Annotated in this window: 15 protein-coding genes; 6 read left to right on the top strand and 9 right to left on the bottom strand. The window is 57.3% G+C overall.

Features of this window, described 5'->3' with window-relative positions:
• Positions 1 to 5 precede the first annotated feature (5 nt).
• The 4 genes from C475_RS11585 to C475_RS11565 all read left to right on the top strand — a co-directional run bounded on the left by C475_RS11585 (position 6) and on the right by C475_RS11565 (position 4774).
• Positions 6 to 611 carry a site-specific integrase gene (locus C475_RS11585; protein WP_006884021.1) on the top strand — a complete coding sequence of 202 codons (606 nt, stop codon included), beginning with the start codon at positions 6 to 8 and terminating at the stop codon, positions 609 to 611.
• A 683-nt stretch (positions 612 to 1294) separates the two neighbouring features.
• Entirely contained in the window at positions 1295 to 4111 is a 2817-nt protein-coding gene (locus C475_RS23870) for a hypothetical protein (RefSeq protein WP_161625192.1), read from the top strand.
• Positions 4102 to 4305 (top strand): hypothetical protein, encoded by a 204-nt coding sequence (locus tag C475_RS11570; protein WP_049930496.1) that lies wholly within the window; start codon positions 4102 to 4104, stop codon positions 4303 to 4305. The genes C475_RS23870 and C475_RS11570 overlap by 10 nt, the downstream gene beginning before the upstream one ends.
• Positions 4306 to 4534: 229 nt before the next feature.
• The gene (locus tag C475_RS11565) at positions 4535 to 4774 is read left to right on the top strand and encodes a hypothetical protein (RefSeq protein WP_006884017.1); all 240 of its coding nucleotides are present in this window, start codon (positions 4535 to 4537) and stop codon (positions 4772 to 4774) included.
• Positions 4775 to 5336: 562 nt separating this feature from the next.
• Here C475_RS11565 and C475_RS11560 read toward each other — a convergent pair.
• The 6 genes from C475_RS11560 to C475_RS23115 form a co-directional block, all read right to left on the bottom strand.
• Positions 5337 to 6140 carry a helix-turn-helix domain-containing protein gene (locus C475_RS11560; protein ID WP_006884016.1) on the bottom strand — a complete coding sequence of 268 codons (804 nt, stop codon included), beginning with the start codon at positions 6138 to 6140 and terminating at the stop codon, positions 5337 to 5339.
• A 2-nt stretch (positions 6141 to 6142) separates the two neighbouring features.
• A complete protein-coding gene (locus tag C475_RS11555) occupies positions 6143 to 6772 on the bottom strand; it encodes a hypothetical protein (RefSeq protein WP_006884015.1) in 630 nt (209 codons plus the stop codon).
• Between the two features lie 3 nt (positions 6773 to 6775).
• Entirely contained in the window at positions 6776 to 7324 is a 549-nt protein-coding gene (locus C475_RS23125; protein WP_006884014.1) for a hypothetical protein, read from the bottom strand.
• A complete protein-coding gene (locus tag C475_RS23120; protein ID WP_152436397.1) occupies positions 7324 to 7623 on the bottom strand; it encodes a hypothetical protein in 300 nt (99 codons plus the stop codon). Before C475_RS23120 ends, C475_RS23125 begins: the two co-directional genes overlap by 1 nt.
• A gap of 195 nt (positions 7624 to 7818) precedes the next feature.
• Positions 7819 to 7947: a hypothetical protein gene (locus C475_RS25145; protein WP_268869912.1), complete on the bottom strand. Its 129-nt coding sequence runs from the start codon at positions 7945 to 7947 to the stop codon at positions 7819 to 7821.
• 55 nt (positions 7948 to 8002) lie between these two features.
• Positions 8003 to 8773 (bottom strand): hypothetical protein, encoded by a 771-nt coding sequence (locus C475_RS23115; protein ID WP_152436396.1) that lies wholly within the window; start codon positions 8771 to 8773, stop codon positions 8003 to 8005.
• Between the two features lie 641 nt (positions 8774 to 9414).
• On the opposite strand from C475_RS23115, the gene C475_RS23110 reads away from it, so the two are divergent.
• Positions 9415 to 9636 (top strand): hypothetical protein, encoded by a 222-nt coding sequence (locus C475_RS23110; protein WP_152436395.1) that lies wholly within the window; start codon positions 9415 to 9417, stop codon positions 9634 to 9636.
• A 434-nt stretch (positions 9637 to 10070) separates the two neighbouring features.
• The gene (locus C475_RS11550) at positions 10071 to 13157 is read left to right on the top strand and encodes a phage/plasmid primase, P4 family (protein ID WP_161625191.1); all 3087 of its coding nucleotides are present in this window, start codon (positions 10071 to 10073) and stop codon (positions 13155 to 13157) included.
• Between the two features lie 65 nt (positions 13158 to 13222).
• On the opposite strand, the gene C475_RS11545 is transcribed toward C475_RS11550, so the two are convergent.
• From C475_RS11545 to C475_RS11540, 3 genes are all read right to left on the bottom strand, one after another.
• A complete protein-coding gene (locus C475_RS11545; protein WP_006884012.1) occupies positions 13223 to 13405 on the bottom strand; it encodes a hypothetical protein in 183 nt (60 codons plus the stop codon).
• A 2-nt stretch (positions 13406 to 13407) separates the two neighbouring features.
• Positions 13408 to 13884, bottom strand: coding sequence for a restriction endonuclease (locus tag C475_RS22355; protein WP_082223299.1), 477 nt, complete (start codon positions 13882 to 13884; stop codon positions 13408 to 13410).
• Between the two features lie 329 nt (positions 13885 to 14213).
• A complete protein-coding gene (locus C475_RS11540; RefSeq protein WP_006884011.1) occupies positions 14214 to 14549 on the bottom strand; it encodes a hypothetical protein in 336 nt (111 codons plus the stop codon).
• Positions 14550 to 14630: the final 81 nt, after the last annotated feature.

Genomic DNA, 14630 nt, shown 5'->3' with positions numbered 1-14630 from the left:
CTATCATGCGCCTCGAAGGGACCGCGAAAGAAGGCACATACAAAGTGTGGTTGACAGACGACGAGTTAGAACAGCTCCGGCGCGCAGCGGCCAGCCACAGAGACGACCTAATCATCCAGTTGGGTGGCTATGTCGGCCTGCGGGCCTTCGAGATCCCCCAAATCAAGCCCAAGCACATCAAGCGGACAGCGGACGGCGAACACTACCACTTGCGGGTACCGGAAGGCAAGGATACCAAGAACGGGAATGGAGAACCACGGGACGCCTATCTTCCCACGGACGTTGAGCGGGACCTACACCGCTATCAGAACGCCGAGGACGTATCCCCCGACGACTCTTTCATCCAACTCACTCCGAGGGCCGTGCGGGGCGTTGTAGAGCGGACAGCGGCCCGTGCAGCGGACGAGTCGGACGACAGCGACTTTCACCATGTGAGTAGCCACGACCTGCGTAGGCGGTTCGCACAGCGGTTGCTAGTGGACGAGCGCATGAACCCGCGTGTGGTCATGGCTGTCGGTGGGTGGAGTAGTTTCCAAGCAATCGAACCGTACCTAAACGCACCGACGCCAGATGTTGTGAACAAAGCCTTTGAGGACGCTGGAATCTCGTAGCCTGAGAATCGGCCTGGCCGCCTCTTTATATCCTAGTTCGAGCCGTAGCGCCCGATATGAGCAACTTTGCCGAGGAGTTTCGGAAAGCGTTCCAGAACAACGACACCGCTGAAGCCCGCGAAGAAGCGATTGAAGAATCAACCGGCCAAGACGTAAGCGGGCCGTCCGATACCGACTCTAGCGGTTCTTCAGGCAGTAGTTCGAGCGATAGCACCGACACGCGTCGGGCCGACCAAGGCAGTGCTGGCGGTGGCTTTGCATCGAACCCGCTTGGTATTGGTGGGTCCGGCGGCAGTAGCTCAGACAGTGGTGACTCTGGTGGATCGTCTGATAGCGGGTCGAGTAACAACGTCCCCGACCGAGTGCAAGACCAATTAGACCGACGTGGGATCGGCCCGAACAATGGCGGTAGCGACTCTAGCGGGAATGGGTCTAGCGGTGGTGCTTCTGGTAGCAACACTAGCGGCGGGAGTGCGGGCGGTGGGTTCACGCCCGCGCCCGGCGTTGACCCGGTGAGTCCGCCGTCCGGCGGCAGTAGTTCAGGCGGTAGCAGCGATACGGGTACGTCCGAACCAGTCGGTTCGGGCGGCAGTGCGGGTGGTGGCTTCACACCAAGCCCGGACGTTGACCCACAGCCCCCCGACGATATGCCCGATCCTGTGCAGGACAGTCCGCCCGACGATATGCCGACGCCCGACGAGAGCCAAGAGCCGGTCGAGACGCCGCCCGCGGGCCAAGAGACTGGTTCGGCTGGCGGTGGGTTTACAGCGGAACCAGACGGCCCACAAGCAGCGCCTCAAGAGACGACAGAGGAAATGGCCGAACCACCGGAGGCACCTGAGGGTCCGGTCGACCCGATTCAGGAACGGAATGAAGCCATTATCCGGGAGTTGTCCGGCCAACGCACGGCCCAGCAGCAGGAAAAACAGCAGGCTAGGGCCGAAGCACGCCAAAGCCAAGAGTTTGCAGAGCGCGTTATCACGGACCTGTCCCAACAGCGGACGGCCATGCAGCGCGAAAAGATAGTCGCGCGGCAGGAAGCCCGAGAGAACTTCCGACAGAACACGCTTCCAGAGTACAACGAGCAAGTTATCGGCGCGCTCTCCGGCATTCGCACCGCCCAACAGCGTGAGAAAATGCAGGCCCGTGCGCCGGAGGATGTTGGGGTTGACGAGCTAGAAGTTGGCGAGTTGAACCAGCAGCAGAACAATCAGGGGTTCCTAGAGGGTGTTGGGAACACGCTCTTTGGACAGCAAGAGATTCAGACTTTCGGCCAAGAGACGGCGGCCAAACAGCCAGGATTCAGCGGCGAGGACATCGTAGAAGCGACGAAACCGGGCGGCGAGAATCAGATTGACTTTAACAAAGAGATCACCGACGACTTGACCCGTGGCGGGCTTCTCTCGGAACGACCCGGATCGTCCGAAGGACTACTGCCGGGACAAGTCGGGCCGGTCAACCTCTCGGAGCAGGGCTTTCGGTCGGCAGCGGGTGACGTTTCCGACTTTGCGGACACGTTCGATGAGAACGAACCTATCACTGTGGCCGGTTCCAAGATCCCCGAGAAGGCGCTACAGGGGTTCGCTTCGACCGGCCTTGAGGCCGTAGCGACGGGCGTTCAGTCGCCCGCACTCGCAGATACGGGGCTTGAACTACTCACGAACACGCCTGTTGAGGCAGTACAAGAGGGGCCGCTAGAGGTGGGCGAGGCGGTCGGGCGACTCGGCGTTATCACCGGCCAGGAAACGATCCGTAGCTTCCGAAGCGAACCTGTCGAGAGTACGGCGGGTGTGGCTGGCGCGGCAGCCATATCCGCTGGGACTGGCGCGGCAGCGGGGCGCTTCGGTCGGATCTTCCGGGATCGTATCCGTACCCTTGGCGGTGATAAGGTCCCACTTGATGAGCTGACCCAAGATGAAGTAGCGCGCTACTACGAAAGCGGCGGGACTGAAGGCCAACGGTTCCCCGGCGCGGAGAATCCCGACCTATACGAGTCTGACCCTGCCGAAGCCGTCCGCCAGCAGGCACAACAGCCCCAAGAGATTCAGGATCTCTTTGACGACGACGGAACCGTTCTCACCAAGACACTCGACGTTGAACCCGAAGGGCCGGGGCGTGGTCGGGGCGGTCAAGGCTTCCAGTCCGCACCCGGTGAGAGCCTCGAAGAGTTCGACTATGAGACGCCCGGTAGTTTCGTCGGCCCCGACGTTAGCCCGAATTTCCTTGGCGTTGAAGGCCGGAGTGCCGGATTCAGCCTTCGCCCCGGCCTGCCGGACTTTGGGAGCCAACCCACCGGCCTGTTCGTTCGCACGGACGTTGACAGCCCCGACGCGGACACGCTAGACGGATTTAACGAGGAAATGATCGACCGTGGCGGCGATACGACGGCCGTCACCAAGCCGTCCGGTGAGGTGGCCCCAGGCGAGATTGAAGCCGTGATTCCGCCCGGTGCTGAGTTCCGCGACGTTGGCGGCGGCCCGATCCGGAACGCGGCCCGCCGACTTGGGATCGGGTCGGACTTCTACACCGAGGTTGGCGGTAGACGTGTCCCGCTCCGTGGTGTCGTACCCGATACGCCCGACGCGCCAGACCAACCCACTCGGTTCGGGTTCGACAACCGCGGGCAGGCGGAAGTACCCGGCAGTGGCCCCGGTCCGGCGTTCACCGGGACGCTGGATGAATTGAGCGGAACGTATCGACCCGGTACGGATCGACCGTTCCCCTTCGTTCCGACGAGTCCGACCGGCGGGGCGACAGGGACCGACGACGTGACGAGTCCCACCGGCCGCACAGAGCCGACGAGTCCACCGACAAGCCCGACGAGTCCCTACGACGGCGGCGGACCGCTGAGTGTTCCCACAGGCCCGTCAGACGGCAGTGACAGCAGCGTGAGTGAGACGGAACCGACCAGTCCGGTCGGTGGGTCGGGCGGGACGCTTCCTGGCAGTGACGGCGGCAGTGGCACCGGCCCGACGAGTGGCGGGTCGGGTGGCCCGTCGACCGGGCCGAGTCCGATCCCGAGCGGTGGGTCTAGCGGGCCGTTTGGCGGCTCTGGCGGGAGTGTCACACCGAGCGACCCGTCCGACCCAACCCCACCGAGTGATCCGAGTGACCCAATTCCGCCGAGTGACCCCGGCCAGCCCACGCCGCCAAGCGACCCAGGGCCACCGTCCGATCCCGGAACGCCGCCCTACAGCCCCGGCACGCCACCATACTCACCAGGGACGCCGCCCGGTATCCCGAGCACGCCACCGGGCGGACCGTTCACGCCGCCGGACACGCCACCGAACACGCCGCGAGAGTTGCCCGAGCTTGACACCGACGACAAGGACGAAAAGAAGCGAGAGCGACGGCTTGCGGGGACTGAAGACCCGTTCTTTACGTCGTTCCGAAACCCACTCACGGGCGGTATCTTGGAAACGGATACGGGCGAGAGCGGCGGGTCGTCCATCCCTGGCCTTGATATGGACAGCGACGGCACGGGAGAACCATGGTTCTGAGGGTGCTCAAGGCCGGCGGGGCAACTGTCGCGGGTATAGTGCTGACTCTCGTAGCCGTTGTGGTCGTTGAAGTGGTTGATGTTTCACCGCTGCTGTTGCCGGATATGCTGGCGTTTGTGGTACTGTTCGCCGGACTACCAGCGTCTCTGTATGCGGGCGTCAAGATGTATCGAGAGACGGGTGAGCCTGCATGAAGCGCGCGCTACCCGTTTCTGGAAAGGTGGATAGGATCGAACGCTTGCACCGTGACCCACCGGCACAGTGGGACCGCACAGCTTGGGCAGTGGTCGAGGAGGACGGCGAGAAGATCATGAGAGAGCACGCTGTGATTGAGTGTCCGAACTGTTCCGAGCGCGCGTATTGGACAAAAGGATTCGTCGGGTGTAGCCACTGCGATACGAAACAGCCACTGCGAGGATAGCCATGACTCTGGATCTGCCCTACCACTTGGACCGCGAGTTAGTCGAACAGTACGCCAAAGAAAGTGATACCATGCTAGAGTTCACACGGACGGCGCGAATTTCGAGAGACGATGCCAAGCGGATACTGAAACACTACGACCTGAGCGACAAAGTGAAAACGGCAGGGGATACGTTGTTGGGAAGCCCGGAAAGAGCGGCCGCGGTGTCTGAGCAAATTGAGCAAGCCGCGGGCAACGAGTAGGCATATCTGCAAGGTGGTTTCTCGACTCTAACCCCCACGGTTCGACCGGGCAGAATGGCCTTCTAGCTACCCATCTGGTACCGTATCAGCCGAATTGTCCTAATCCGGGGACTGTCACGCATAGTCCGATAGAACAGTACGGGCGTGTGTTGGTCCCCCTGCAGCGGGTTAGTCGTCGGGCCACGAATCCGCGCCACAGTCGAGACATTCAAACCAGTTCATCCGCTGTGCGTTCCCACTGTAGCCGACCGCTTCATCACCGATATGCATCTGTACCATCTCCGATCCACACTCCGGGCACTGTGCCCACCCCGTTAGTTTGCAGTCGTATTTGTCGGCAGTCGGTGGCTTCTCAGACATACCTCGGACAATGCAGAGCGTGATTGTCAAAGTGCAGGGTTAGACTGTCCGAAGCATTGTCCGCACGTGGCAGGGTTGAACTGGGGAGGGGCCAGACTCTATGCGCGTATAGTATAACCGGGGTGCCTGCATTCATAGTATTCCGCGTAGTGCATCGTCGCCCCGCCCTCTTGCGATTTTTGGCGGGCAGGATAGACCGAGATTATGAATTGACGATTTTCGACACAGTGGTTTGGTCCAACCCGACAATATCAGCCGTCTGTGTCTGTGTCAATCCATTTTCCACCATCGCCCTGATGAGTTGGTTGCGCTTGCCCTTCTCCGCTTCTTTCTGTGCCTGTTCAACCATATCCTGTGCCTCGGAGCGTTTCACAAAGTCGTCGCCCTCTTCACCACGCAAGCGTGCCTCTTTCTTCTCCGTGAGGTGCTGATAGACACTGTGCAGATCCGACCCATTCGGGATCGGGTCCCACGTAAGCGTACCCATGTTGTGCGTCAGTTCGTGGCCCTGGTGTGGGTTCCAGTCCATGCGATAGACGTTCGCAAAGCCACGGCGTTCAACGAGCACCCACACGTCAACAAGCGTCTTTAGGTCCTGGTCAACGAGGTGGTCCGCTGGTGCGTTGAGCACAAGGTATTTCTCTTCGATCCGTCCGGTTGAAACCAACTCACGGATCGCACGGTTGACAGCAGACCCAGCCTTGTACTTGTCAATCCCCACCTCGGATTCGTCCAGCACGAGCGACGACCCGCGCGGCTCTTCGGTGTATGCCTGTATCAGTGGGTGGGGATTCAGAGCCACTTTCTCAGGCGTCACACCGTCGTCAGTGCGATCCATACCGTGGGCCAGCCGAAGGGCCTCCGTCGTCTTGCCCGTGCCTCTGTCGTTGCTGCTGTCGGTAATCAGGATCACAAGGTCCCGGTCCTGTTCGACTCGCTTCCGATACATCTCCGCCAGCGGGTGGTCAGACTCTCGGAAGAACCGCTTCGGTGCCTCAACAGACATGGCTATGTCACTCCGTGCGGGTCGCCAGTGCCAAGCGCCAGACCGACATTCGCCTCTTGGAGGAATTGATCGGCCTCACGAACCGCGTTCATCAAGGCCATTTTCGGCATATGCTCTTCGGCCGTGACCGTCTCTGTGTGTGGTCCCTGGCGCTTTGCCTGTAGCCCTTTGATTTGGTTAATTCGGACCTTCCACGACTGACTGTAGCCGTCGTTTTCTATGATTTCTTTCAGGCCGTGGATTGGTTCTTTCTCCGGAGAAATCGGGTCAGATAGGAGCTTAAAGCCACGTTCCGCGATTTCTTTGCCGCTCTCCGGCTCCGACTGTAGTTCCGGTGGCGGTGATAGCGTCACTTCTCCGAGTTTGGTATGCAGATATGCCTCTTCCGCGTTCGGTAGGTCGAAATCGCGTAGAAGCGGCTCAATGGACAAGAGATACACGCGGATCGATTCGTGCCACATCCGACAGGCATATTCTTGTTTCATTTCGCCGCGTGCCGCTGCTGAAAACACGCGCTCTTGAACCTGAATCACCTTCCTGCGGCTCTCAATAATATCCTGCTTTCGCTGGCGGTCAACATACCCTTCTTCGTCTTCTACCTCAATCTCTTGATCGGGATTGTCTATGCTCATGGTCTATCGAAGCCCCATTCGGCCGAGCAAGCCACTTGAACCACCATTTTCATCCTGCGATTCGTCCCGAACGACGGATTCACTGACGGAACGGGTCGATTCTTCAATGACTTTCGCATCTTCCGAGCGCGTTAGCGCCCGTTTCGCGTTATCTGTGAAGCTCTCTAGCGTTGCATCGTCTTCCGGGACAAGAGCCTCCTTGTGCTGAGATGCATCGTCATACACCCACGCTCTACGAGCGCCTGTGATACCGTAGGACGGTGGATACTGGGCCTCGTTGATGAGACGCAGGTACTCAAAGACCCATTCTTTGCTACGTACGTCTTCTTCGGACAGATTCGCGGTGCTCGCCAGTTGCGAGACGAGCTGTCCCATCACCGGATCTTCTTCGCCAATCGGAAGGTCGGAAATCTCGCTTAGTTGACTCAGAATCTCCGCCTTGTTCTGATCGTCACCGACGTTCCCGCCGAGATTCGACCCGTGCAGCTGGTACTCGCGGTTCTTTTTTCGCTCTTTGCGCGCCTCTTCCCGTTCGTCGTCTTTTCCGAACATCAGAATTTCACCTTCGGACCCTTCGGCCGCGGCACCTCAAGCACTTTCTCGCGCGATTCGCCCACAACCTCGCCAGGCACGAACGCAAGCCGTTCTCCCGTTCGGCCACTATCAGCAGCGGGCCAATCACCAGTTTCTGCGAATTTATCCAGCACCCATTCGCGAGTTGCCTCTGACTGGCCCCACGATTGCAGTTCGCCGGGGATCACGTCGCCTGCCTCCGCGCGCCCGCCGTCGCTTGTCGTGAAAGCCGCTTGGGTCCGGTAGCCGTCTCGGGTGCGATTGAGAAGATCAATCATCGTTCTCACCTCGCCAACGACCACAAGCGTCCCGTCCAATATATCCTTCAGCAAGCTCTCTGGCGACCTCGCGCCTCGACAAGTCTTCTACGTCAACCCCGAAAATCTGTGCTACTGCCTTCTCTGCCTCCTGCCACGCTTCTTTGTCCGGTTCCTTGCGGAGTTGGACATTCAGCAGCCCTGTCCGCTCTCTACTCATTGTTCCAGCCCCTTCCGAAGCAATGCGCGAATCGCCTGTGATTTATTTTCAAAACCTTGATTTTCACGGTATTCTTCAATCCCATCATTAAGCGGCGGTGGGACCATTGCTTCAATACGTTCCATATGCAAATACTGGGGCGATAATCCCAAAAAGCCACGAGGTGGGGTAAGATATTATTTACACAATCCCAAGAGATTTAGAAAGATCCCCTTTCAAAGCTTTCTCGTGAAGTTCCGTTACACTCCTGATTAATTCATCACCTTCCGTATGGCTAAGTCGACCAGTGTGATGTAGTGCTATAATTAGGGAAATCACGTCGTCAAAGGCCATTTCCGGCATTGATTCGATAAAACCCACAAAGTCAGAAAGTACAGTATTGTCCTGAAAATCGATCGATTCATGCTTACTAAGCAGTTCTTCATCCAACTGTTCTGCTGCAGCATCTAACATTATCGTAAATTCATCAAGATCATCTATAGATACCTTCACGTCTCCGTAAAAAAATTCGTCCCCATACATGGAGATATCTGTTTGAAGTGCGTACTTCAGTTCTTCTTCAACCATTGATATTGGCGGCTCTCGTGTGGCTTCCATTAACGATGTGAAGACAAATTGGAAGGCATCACGTACCCCGTTTAGCAAAAACGAGGGGGCTTGAAGTTCTTCGGCAGGTAGTTCCTGATAGTGATCTGCATGATTCTGCACATCTTGATGAGATTTAGAGACTTCTTCAAATATCTTCTCACGCTCAGAGCGGTCTAACCCCTCCAGAAGAAGAGTGAAATCCTTGATCCCCCTTTTTACACGCTGGCGAATCCGATATCTAAATTGGTATTCTTGATTTTCTGGGTCATTGTATTCCGACAAATCTAGTTCACCGCACAGGAACTTCCTATCCTTCTCGGTCAAAATTCCCCTTTCACCCTCTATTAGGTCCGGGTCTACCATCTTATGATGCTCTATAATGCCGGGAAGCATTAAATCCTTCGCCAGTCTCGCAACGAGTGAACGCGTGAATTAAGCCTGCGGTTAGAAGGTGAATGGAAGCTGCCCGGTGTGGGCCGGGCAAGGAATCAGTGTGCATCTGATTCTATGCCTGAAGGCCCAATAAACCCATTAGGTGGGTTATGAATGCTGGGCCGGCTTCGGCGCGTTCAATGGAGTGTCCAAGCTCATGTCCCGAACCGAAAGCCGGCCCGAAAACATCAACGAGCGGGCCAAAGGAAAGCGTACCGACTCAGGACTGAATCCCGGTAGTTTCGCCGCATATCTATCTGACGCGCCGAAATTTGCATCGTTTGAGTCTGTAGCTCAGGCCTGGTATGATGGAATTGATCCTGCTGATCTCCCAGACTATCTTGGAGGTGATGAGTGATGGCGGCCCGACGACGGCAGTTTGTTGACGACCGCGATCTGTCCGACGAGAACGAGCACCACCGTCAGAACACGCACGAGAGCGCCCAATTCTTGACGTGGTGCGCGAAGTTGGATCGGGATGTTTCCCCTTCGGACCTAGGAGAACTGTGGCAGGAATGGCGTGAACGCCAGGACCACGGTGAACAGGCGGAGCTTCGCCAGTGGGGTGAACGATGAGCCAGCAGGAGCAGCGGACAAACTGGCCTTGTCCACACTGCGATTCGAGCGATGTATTCCCTGTTGAAGGGACAGACGGACTCTATCGGTGCGACAAGTGCGGCGGACGGACTCACGACAAGATCGAAGAGAACCGCGAAGCCCTCGAAGACCTGGCAGAGTCAGATTTGCCGGTTGCCGACGTTGCAGAGACGTTGCTTGGCGGTGATTCGGCATGAGCGGTCCGCCAACAATCTCTGACCGCCAGCGTTGCGAACAGTGCGGACGTTCCCTGAGCAAGCGATCCGCCCGACTGAGTGACGCACGCGGTTGTGTGTTCTGCAGATCCGAGGGCGGTGATAACGATGAGTGATCATTTGTCTGTGCAGGGCTGTTCATGTCTGTTCAGGGTACGAGGTGAACGCCTTGAACACGCGAGAACGCCTGTGGTCCGTGAAATCAGGGAGTCTGGCCGGTGGATTGGTGGGTGTTCAGGGCGTTCGGGGGGGATTAGCTACTATCGTGCGTCGGGCGCATACACACACACGCGCAAATGCGCAGCGCACAATAACAGCGAATACACCCCGCACACCTTGAACACGGCCGTTCGCCCCACCCATCTATGCCACGAGACGGCTTCTCGCGCCTGTTCTGACCGTTCAGAGTGTGCAAGGTGCGGGATGAACACGACTGCACACGTGCAGAGGTGGTCGGCGTGATGCCCCACGGGATAGTCGGTGATCGGTTTGAAGAGTCGGGCCTAGCCAGCGCCCGGTTTGTGTCGGTCAAAGAGGGTCAGAAAATGTGTGTGGATCACGACACGCGATATGATGATCCCACCACAGCCCCAGGACAGAACTACGGGATCTACGCCGACGAAGACGACGCTCTCGTGGTGTTAGATGTTGATGACCACCAGAACCACTCTCTCGATAACCAAAGTAGGGTGGCGGTTGCTGCACTGAGCGGCTTGCCGAGGACTCTAGAGCTAAAAAGTCCACACGTAGATCCGGACGGTGCCGGTGGGCACAGGATCTATAAGTTGGATAGTAATGAGACGCCCGCAGAGTTGTTCAAAGAACGGTTAGGAGCATATAACCCCGTCCCATCGTGGGGTGAAGTGATTGCGAAGAACAAGTACGTGGTAGGTGCAGGAAGCCAGATTGACGATTGCGATAAGGACTGGCACGACTGTAGCGAAGAGGGGAAAGGACATTACGAAGTCAAACACGACCGCGAGATAGCAGCGGTGAGCGCCGAAGAGTTGGTTTCGGCGTTGGCAACGGACCCGGACTTGGAGGACACAGAGGCGGAAGACGGCGGGCGCGAAGACAGCGGATCGTCCGACCGAACGAACACCGATACAGACCAGTCTGGTAATCCCCCGACGGTTACTCGGGAGTATGACCGCGAAGAGATTGAAGAAATGTTGTCGCATTTGCCGGGCGACCAGCACTTTGACGACTGGACCCGGACCGGCTACGCCGTGTACGATTGGGACGACGGCGAGACAGGCAAAGAGGTGTTCGAGCAGTGGAGCCGCGATAACCGCAAATGGGTGGAAGAAGATAGCCAGTACCAGATAGATTATATCTGGGAGAACGGCGAGCAAGCAAGCGAAGACCCAGACGACAACTCAAATGCGAGTGTCGGTACGCTTGTCTATCTCGCCAAAGAAAACGGTTGGGAACCGTCATATCATTCGGCCCAAGGCCCACAGCGGCCGTCCCCCAATAACGCGGAGTTGGTTGCGTGGGACGATGTGGTTGAACACTACGAAAATCAAGGGAAACAAAGCGGCCGTCTGTGGGCCGCCGCCGCCCTTGAAGAACACACCTCGTGGATGTACGTAGTGGAATCTGAGACGTTGTGGGTCTACGATGAATCGAAGGGCTATTTCAATTCGTGGGGAGAAGAGGCGGTTGAGTCGTTGCTAGTGGCGAATATCGGAGTCCATTATAGCACCAAAGAAGTATCTGAGGTTGTCGCCCGTATCGAAGCCCGCAACCAAACCCGGCGAGAAGAGCTGAACGCCAAAAACAGAGATGGGCCGCTTGTCTGTGTCGGGGATGGTGTTGTGAATCTAGAAACGGGGGAGAAGTTGGAGCATAGCCCGGAGTATCAATTCACGCGGGGGATCCCACACGACTACGACCCCGAGGCGGTGCCTGAACGAATGGTCCGGTTCCTTCGGCAGGTCACGCAACGGGACGCTGATATGTGGACACTGCTTCAGCAGTTGGGACACGGCCTCATGCCCGGCCACCCGTTCAAGGCGTTCGTAGTCATGTACGGGCCGGGCGACAACGGCAAAAGCGTTATCGGACGTGTCTTCCGCCGGTTCGTTGGTGATGAAAACGCTGCAGCGGTTGAGCTAAAAGACTTCCGTGACGACGATTTCGCCACTGGCGACCTGCCGGGGAAGATGATAAACGTCGGTGACGACCTGAGCGGCAAGAAGATCCGAGACGTATCCATGCTCAAGCGGTTGACCGGCGGGGATACCCTACGGGCAAATGAGAAGCACAAAGCAACGTTCGACTTCCAGAACGAGGCGGCTATGTTCTTCTCTGGGAACGAACCGCCGACGTTCGAGGAGAAGACGCCCGCGTTGAAGGGCCGTCTGTATCCCATTGAAATGCCGGATCGGTTCACAGAAGAACCAGACGACGGAAACAGAGACGCCGACCCCAAACTTGCCGAAAAGATCGTAACCGACGATGAGGAGATGAGTGGGTTGCTCAATCTGGCAATTCAGGGTGCGCAGAGTCTCATAGAAAACGGTGGTGCGTTCAAGATGCCTGAGTCGCCGGATGAACGGATGGATATGTATGAGGCAGCAAGCGATCCCATCCGCCGGTTCGTGATGGACTACCTAGAAGAAGCGACTTCTACGGATAAGACTCTCAAAGACGACGTGTACGACGTGTACGCGGCCATGTGTCGGGAAGAGGATGAACGTGCGACAAGCCAAAATATATTCAAACAAGAAGTGAGCCAGCAAGCTGTTGTAGACGTTGAATCCGGCCGCACAAGGCAACTCACAGACGGCGATAACCTCGAAACCTGCTGGAAGTACGTGCAATTCAGTGACGACGCCCAGCAGTACATGAGCGAGCGTCTAACAACTCGCTACTTCCCTGAACAGACAGATGATACCGACACAAGCGATAGCGACGAGAGCGACGAGACTGTAGCCTACAACGCTACGCCACTCGCGGACGCTGCACAGTCGCTTACAGGCTACGTGTCGATCACGGCGGAAGTGGTGTCTGTCGAGACGCTTGGTGACGGCGAGAACGCGACGACCAAAGCGATCCTGAAAGATGGATCCGGCGCTATGGACTTGGTGACGTGGGACGATTCAGTAGCCGACCGCTTGAAAGAGGTAGAAGGCGAGACAGTGGCAATCGAGAATGTCGAAGTGGGTGAACATGACGGCACGCGCCAGCTACAACCCAAAGACGGACTCACCGAAATCCGTACGATCCAGCAGGGAGTTGGTCACACGGAAGGGCCGGGTCCCGACGACGAGAGCCAAGGTCAACTTACGGCTACGGCGGACGGTGGCGAAATAGAAGACGTGAAACACCAAATCCTCGAAGCCCTGCGAACGAAATTCGAGGGGCAGGCGGTTGGCGTGCCCCAGTTGGTGCCTGAGGCGGGTGCCGATCCCACCACTGTGAAAGACAGGCTGGAAACACTAGCCGAGAGCGGACGGGTCCGCGATACTGGCGACGGTTACACGCTAAACACGTAACCGCCACCCATCTGTCGGCATGGGATTTAAATTGACTATTCATGTCTACTCTAGCGGGATTCACCCTATACAACTGGGATCTGAATATTAAGCAATGTCTCAGCCATTTTCAGACCCACATAGACGATAAAGAGATAGATGAGTAACTGAATCAGCCTATCAAACAAGTCGTCTTCACCGCTATGGCTAGTGCTACTTCCATCACTGCCCTTCACGTCACCAAACCGGAGATCATCATCGTCCGACATACTCACCACTCCTCCGGTCTACCAGCAGCGTACCAGTTCAGTATCTCAGTCGCATTATAGCGGTGAACCAGTCGAACAAGATCCTCGCCGTTGATGCATTTCACGTCTAATCGGTCGGCTATCTCGCGTGCGTTTCGGCTAAACGTACTTGTGGTGACGATAGTAACACCCTCAACGTCTTCCCACTGCTGTCTGAGAGCCGCATACTCACGCACATTCGGCTCCGATATTTGGCTACTTTCTGGATCGTATCGCTTACACTGAACTGCTGTCTTCGGGCCACCGTTCGGCGGTTGTCCGATCACGTCGAGTCCCCGGTCAGGGCCGGAATCCATCACTTCTGTTGTCCACTCTTGCCGTTCTTGCCACACATCCGCAACGAAGTGCTCAAATTCGCGGGGCGTCAAATCAAGGAGCGTCTGCAGCTCCTTAGAAGACGCCAAATCCACCGTCATTGTCCCAGTTCGGTCGGTGTTCATTGAGGGTCTGGCGAACGTAGCTTTCCGAACAGTCGCATGAATCCGCGATCCCTTTCGGAGTGATGTCCGGGTTCCGTTCGTGGGTATCTATGATACACTGTTCAAGTTCGGTCAAGTCCGTTCCGAATGGGTCGAAACTCATGGTTCTCTTCGGCAGCGGGAGTATGCCTTATGCAACCGCAGGGTGTACTACTGCCTGCGGGGAGTGCCCAATCCCGCTTTTGCCGATAGATTGCTCACTGGTTGCCAGTCTATTGAAATTTACCTAGAGATTTTGATAACAGGACTGGAAATTAGGTTCCTATCGACAGTTGCATTGAAACAACTGGTTAGAATTGATACCGTCTATCGTCCGGATCGTCAGGGCCGACGCCACTACCAACCCCACCGTCGTTGTAAGTATCCATCGTCGCGCCCAAAAGATACTCGTCGTAAGTCACGTCGTACTCGCTGCGGAGGTGGAAGTCGAGATTGCCGGTCTCGACGGCGCTCTGGAACAGCATGTGGATCCCGCGGCGGACGAGTTCGTCGGGGTCGTCGGTGTCCAGTGCGGCGAGCAACATGGCGAGTTCGTTGCGCGTCTCGCGGTCGGTGTCGACCGAGAGGACCTCGTCGAGGTCGCTGTACTCGCCCTGCACGTCGTCCTGCAGATCGTCGAGGCTCATACCCGCCTCCAGGCGGGGCCGTCGCAAACACCTTACGTTCCGGGGACGGCCGGAGTCCGCCGCAGACGCCGAGAACGGGCG

Source organism: Halosimplex carlsbadense 2-9-1 (assembly GCF_000337455.1).
GTDB classification, from domain to species: domain Archaea; phylum Halobacteriota; class Halobacteria; order Halobacteriales; family Haloarculaceae; genus Halosimplex; species Halosimplex carlsbadense.
Note: the sequence above shows the minus strand (reverse complement) of the source record. Positions and strands in the feature narration are given on the sequence as shown.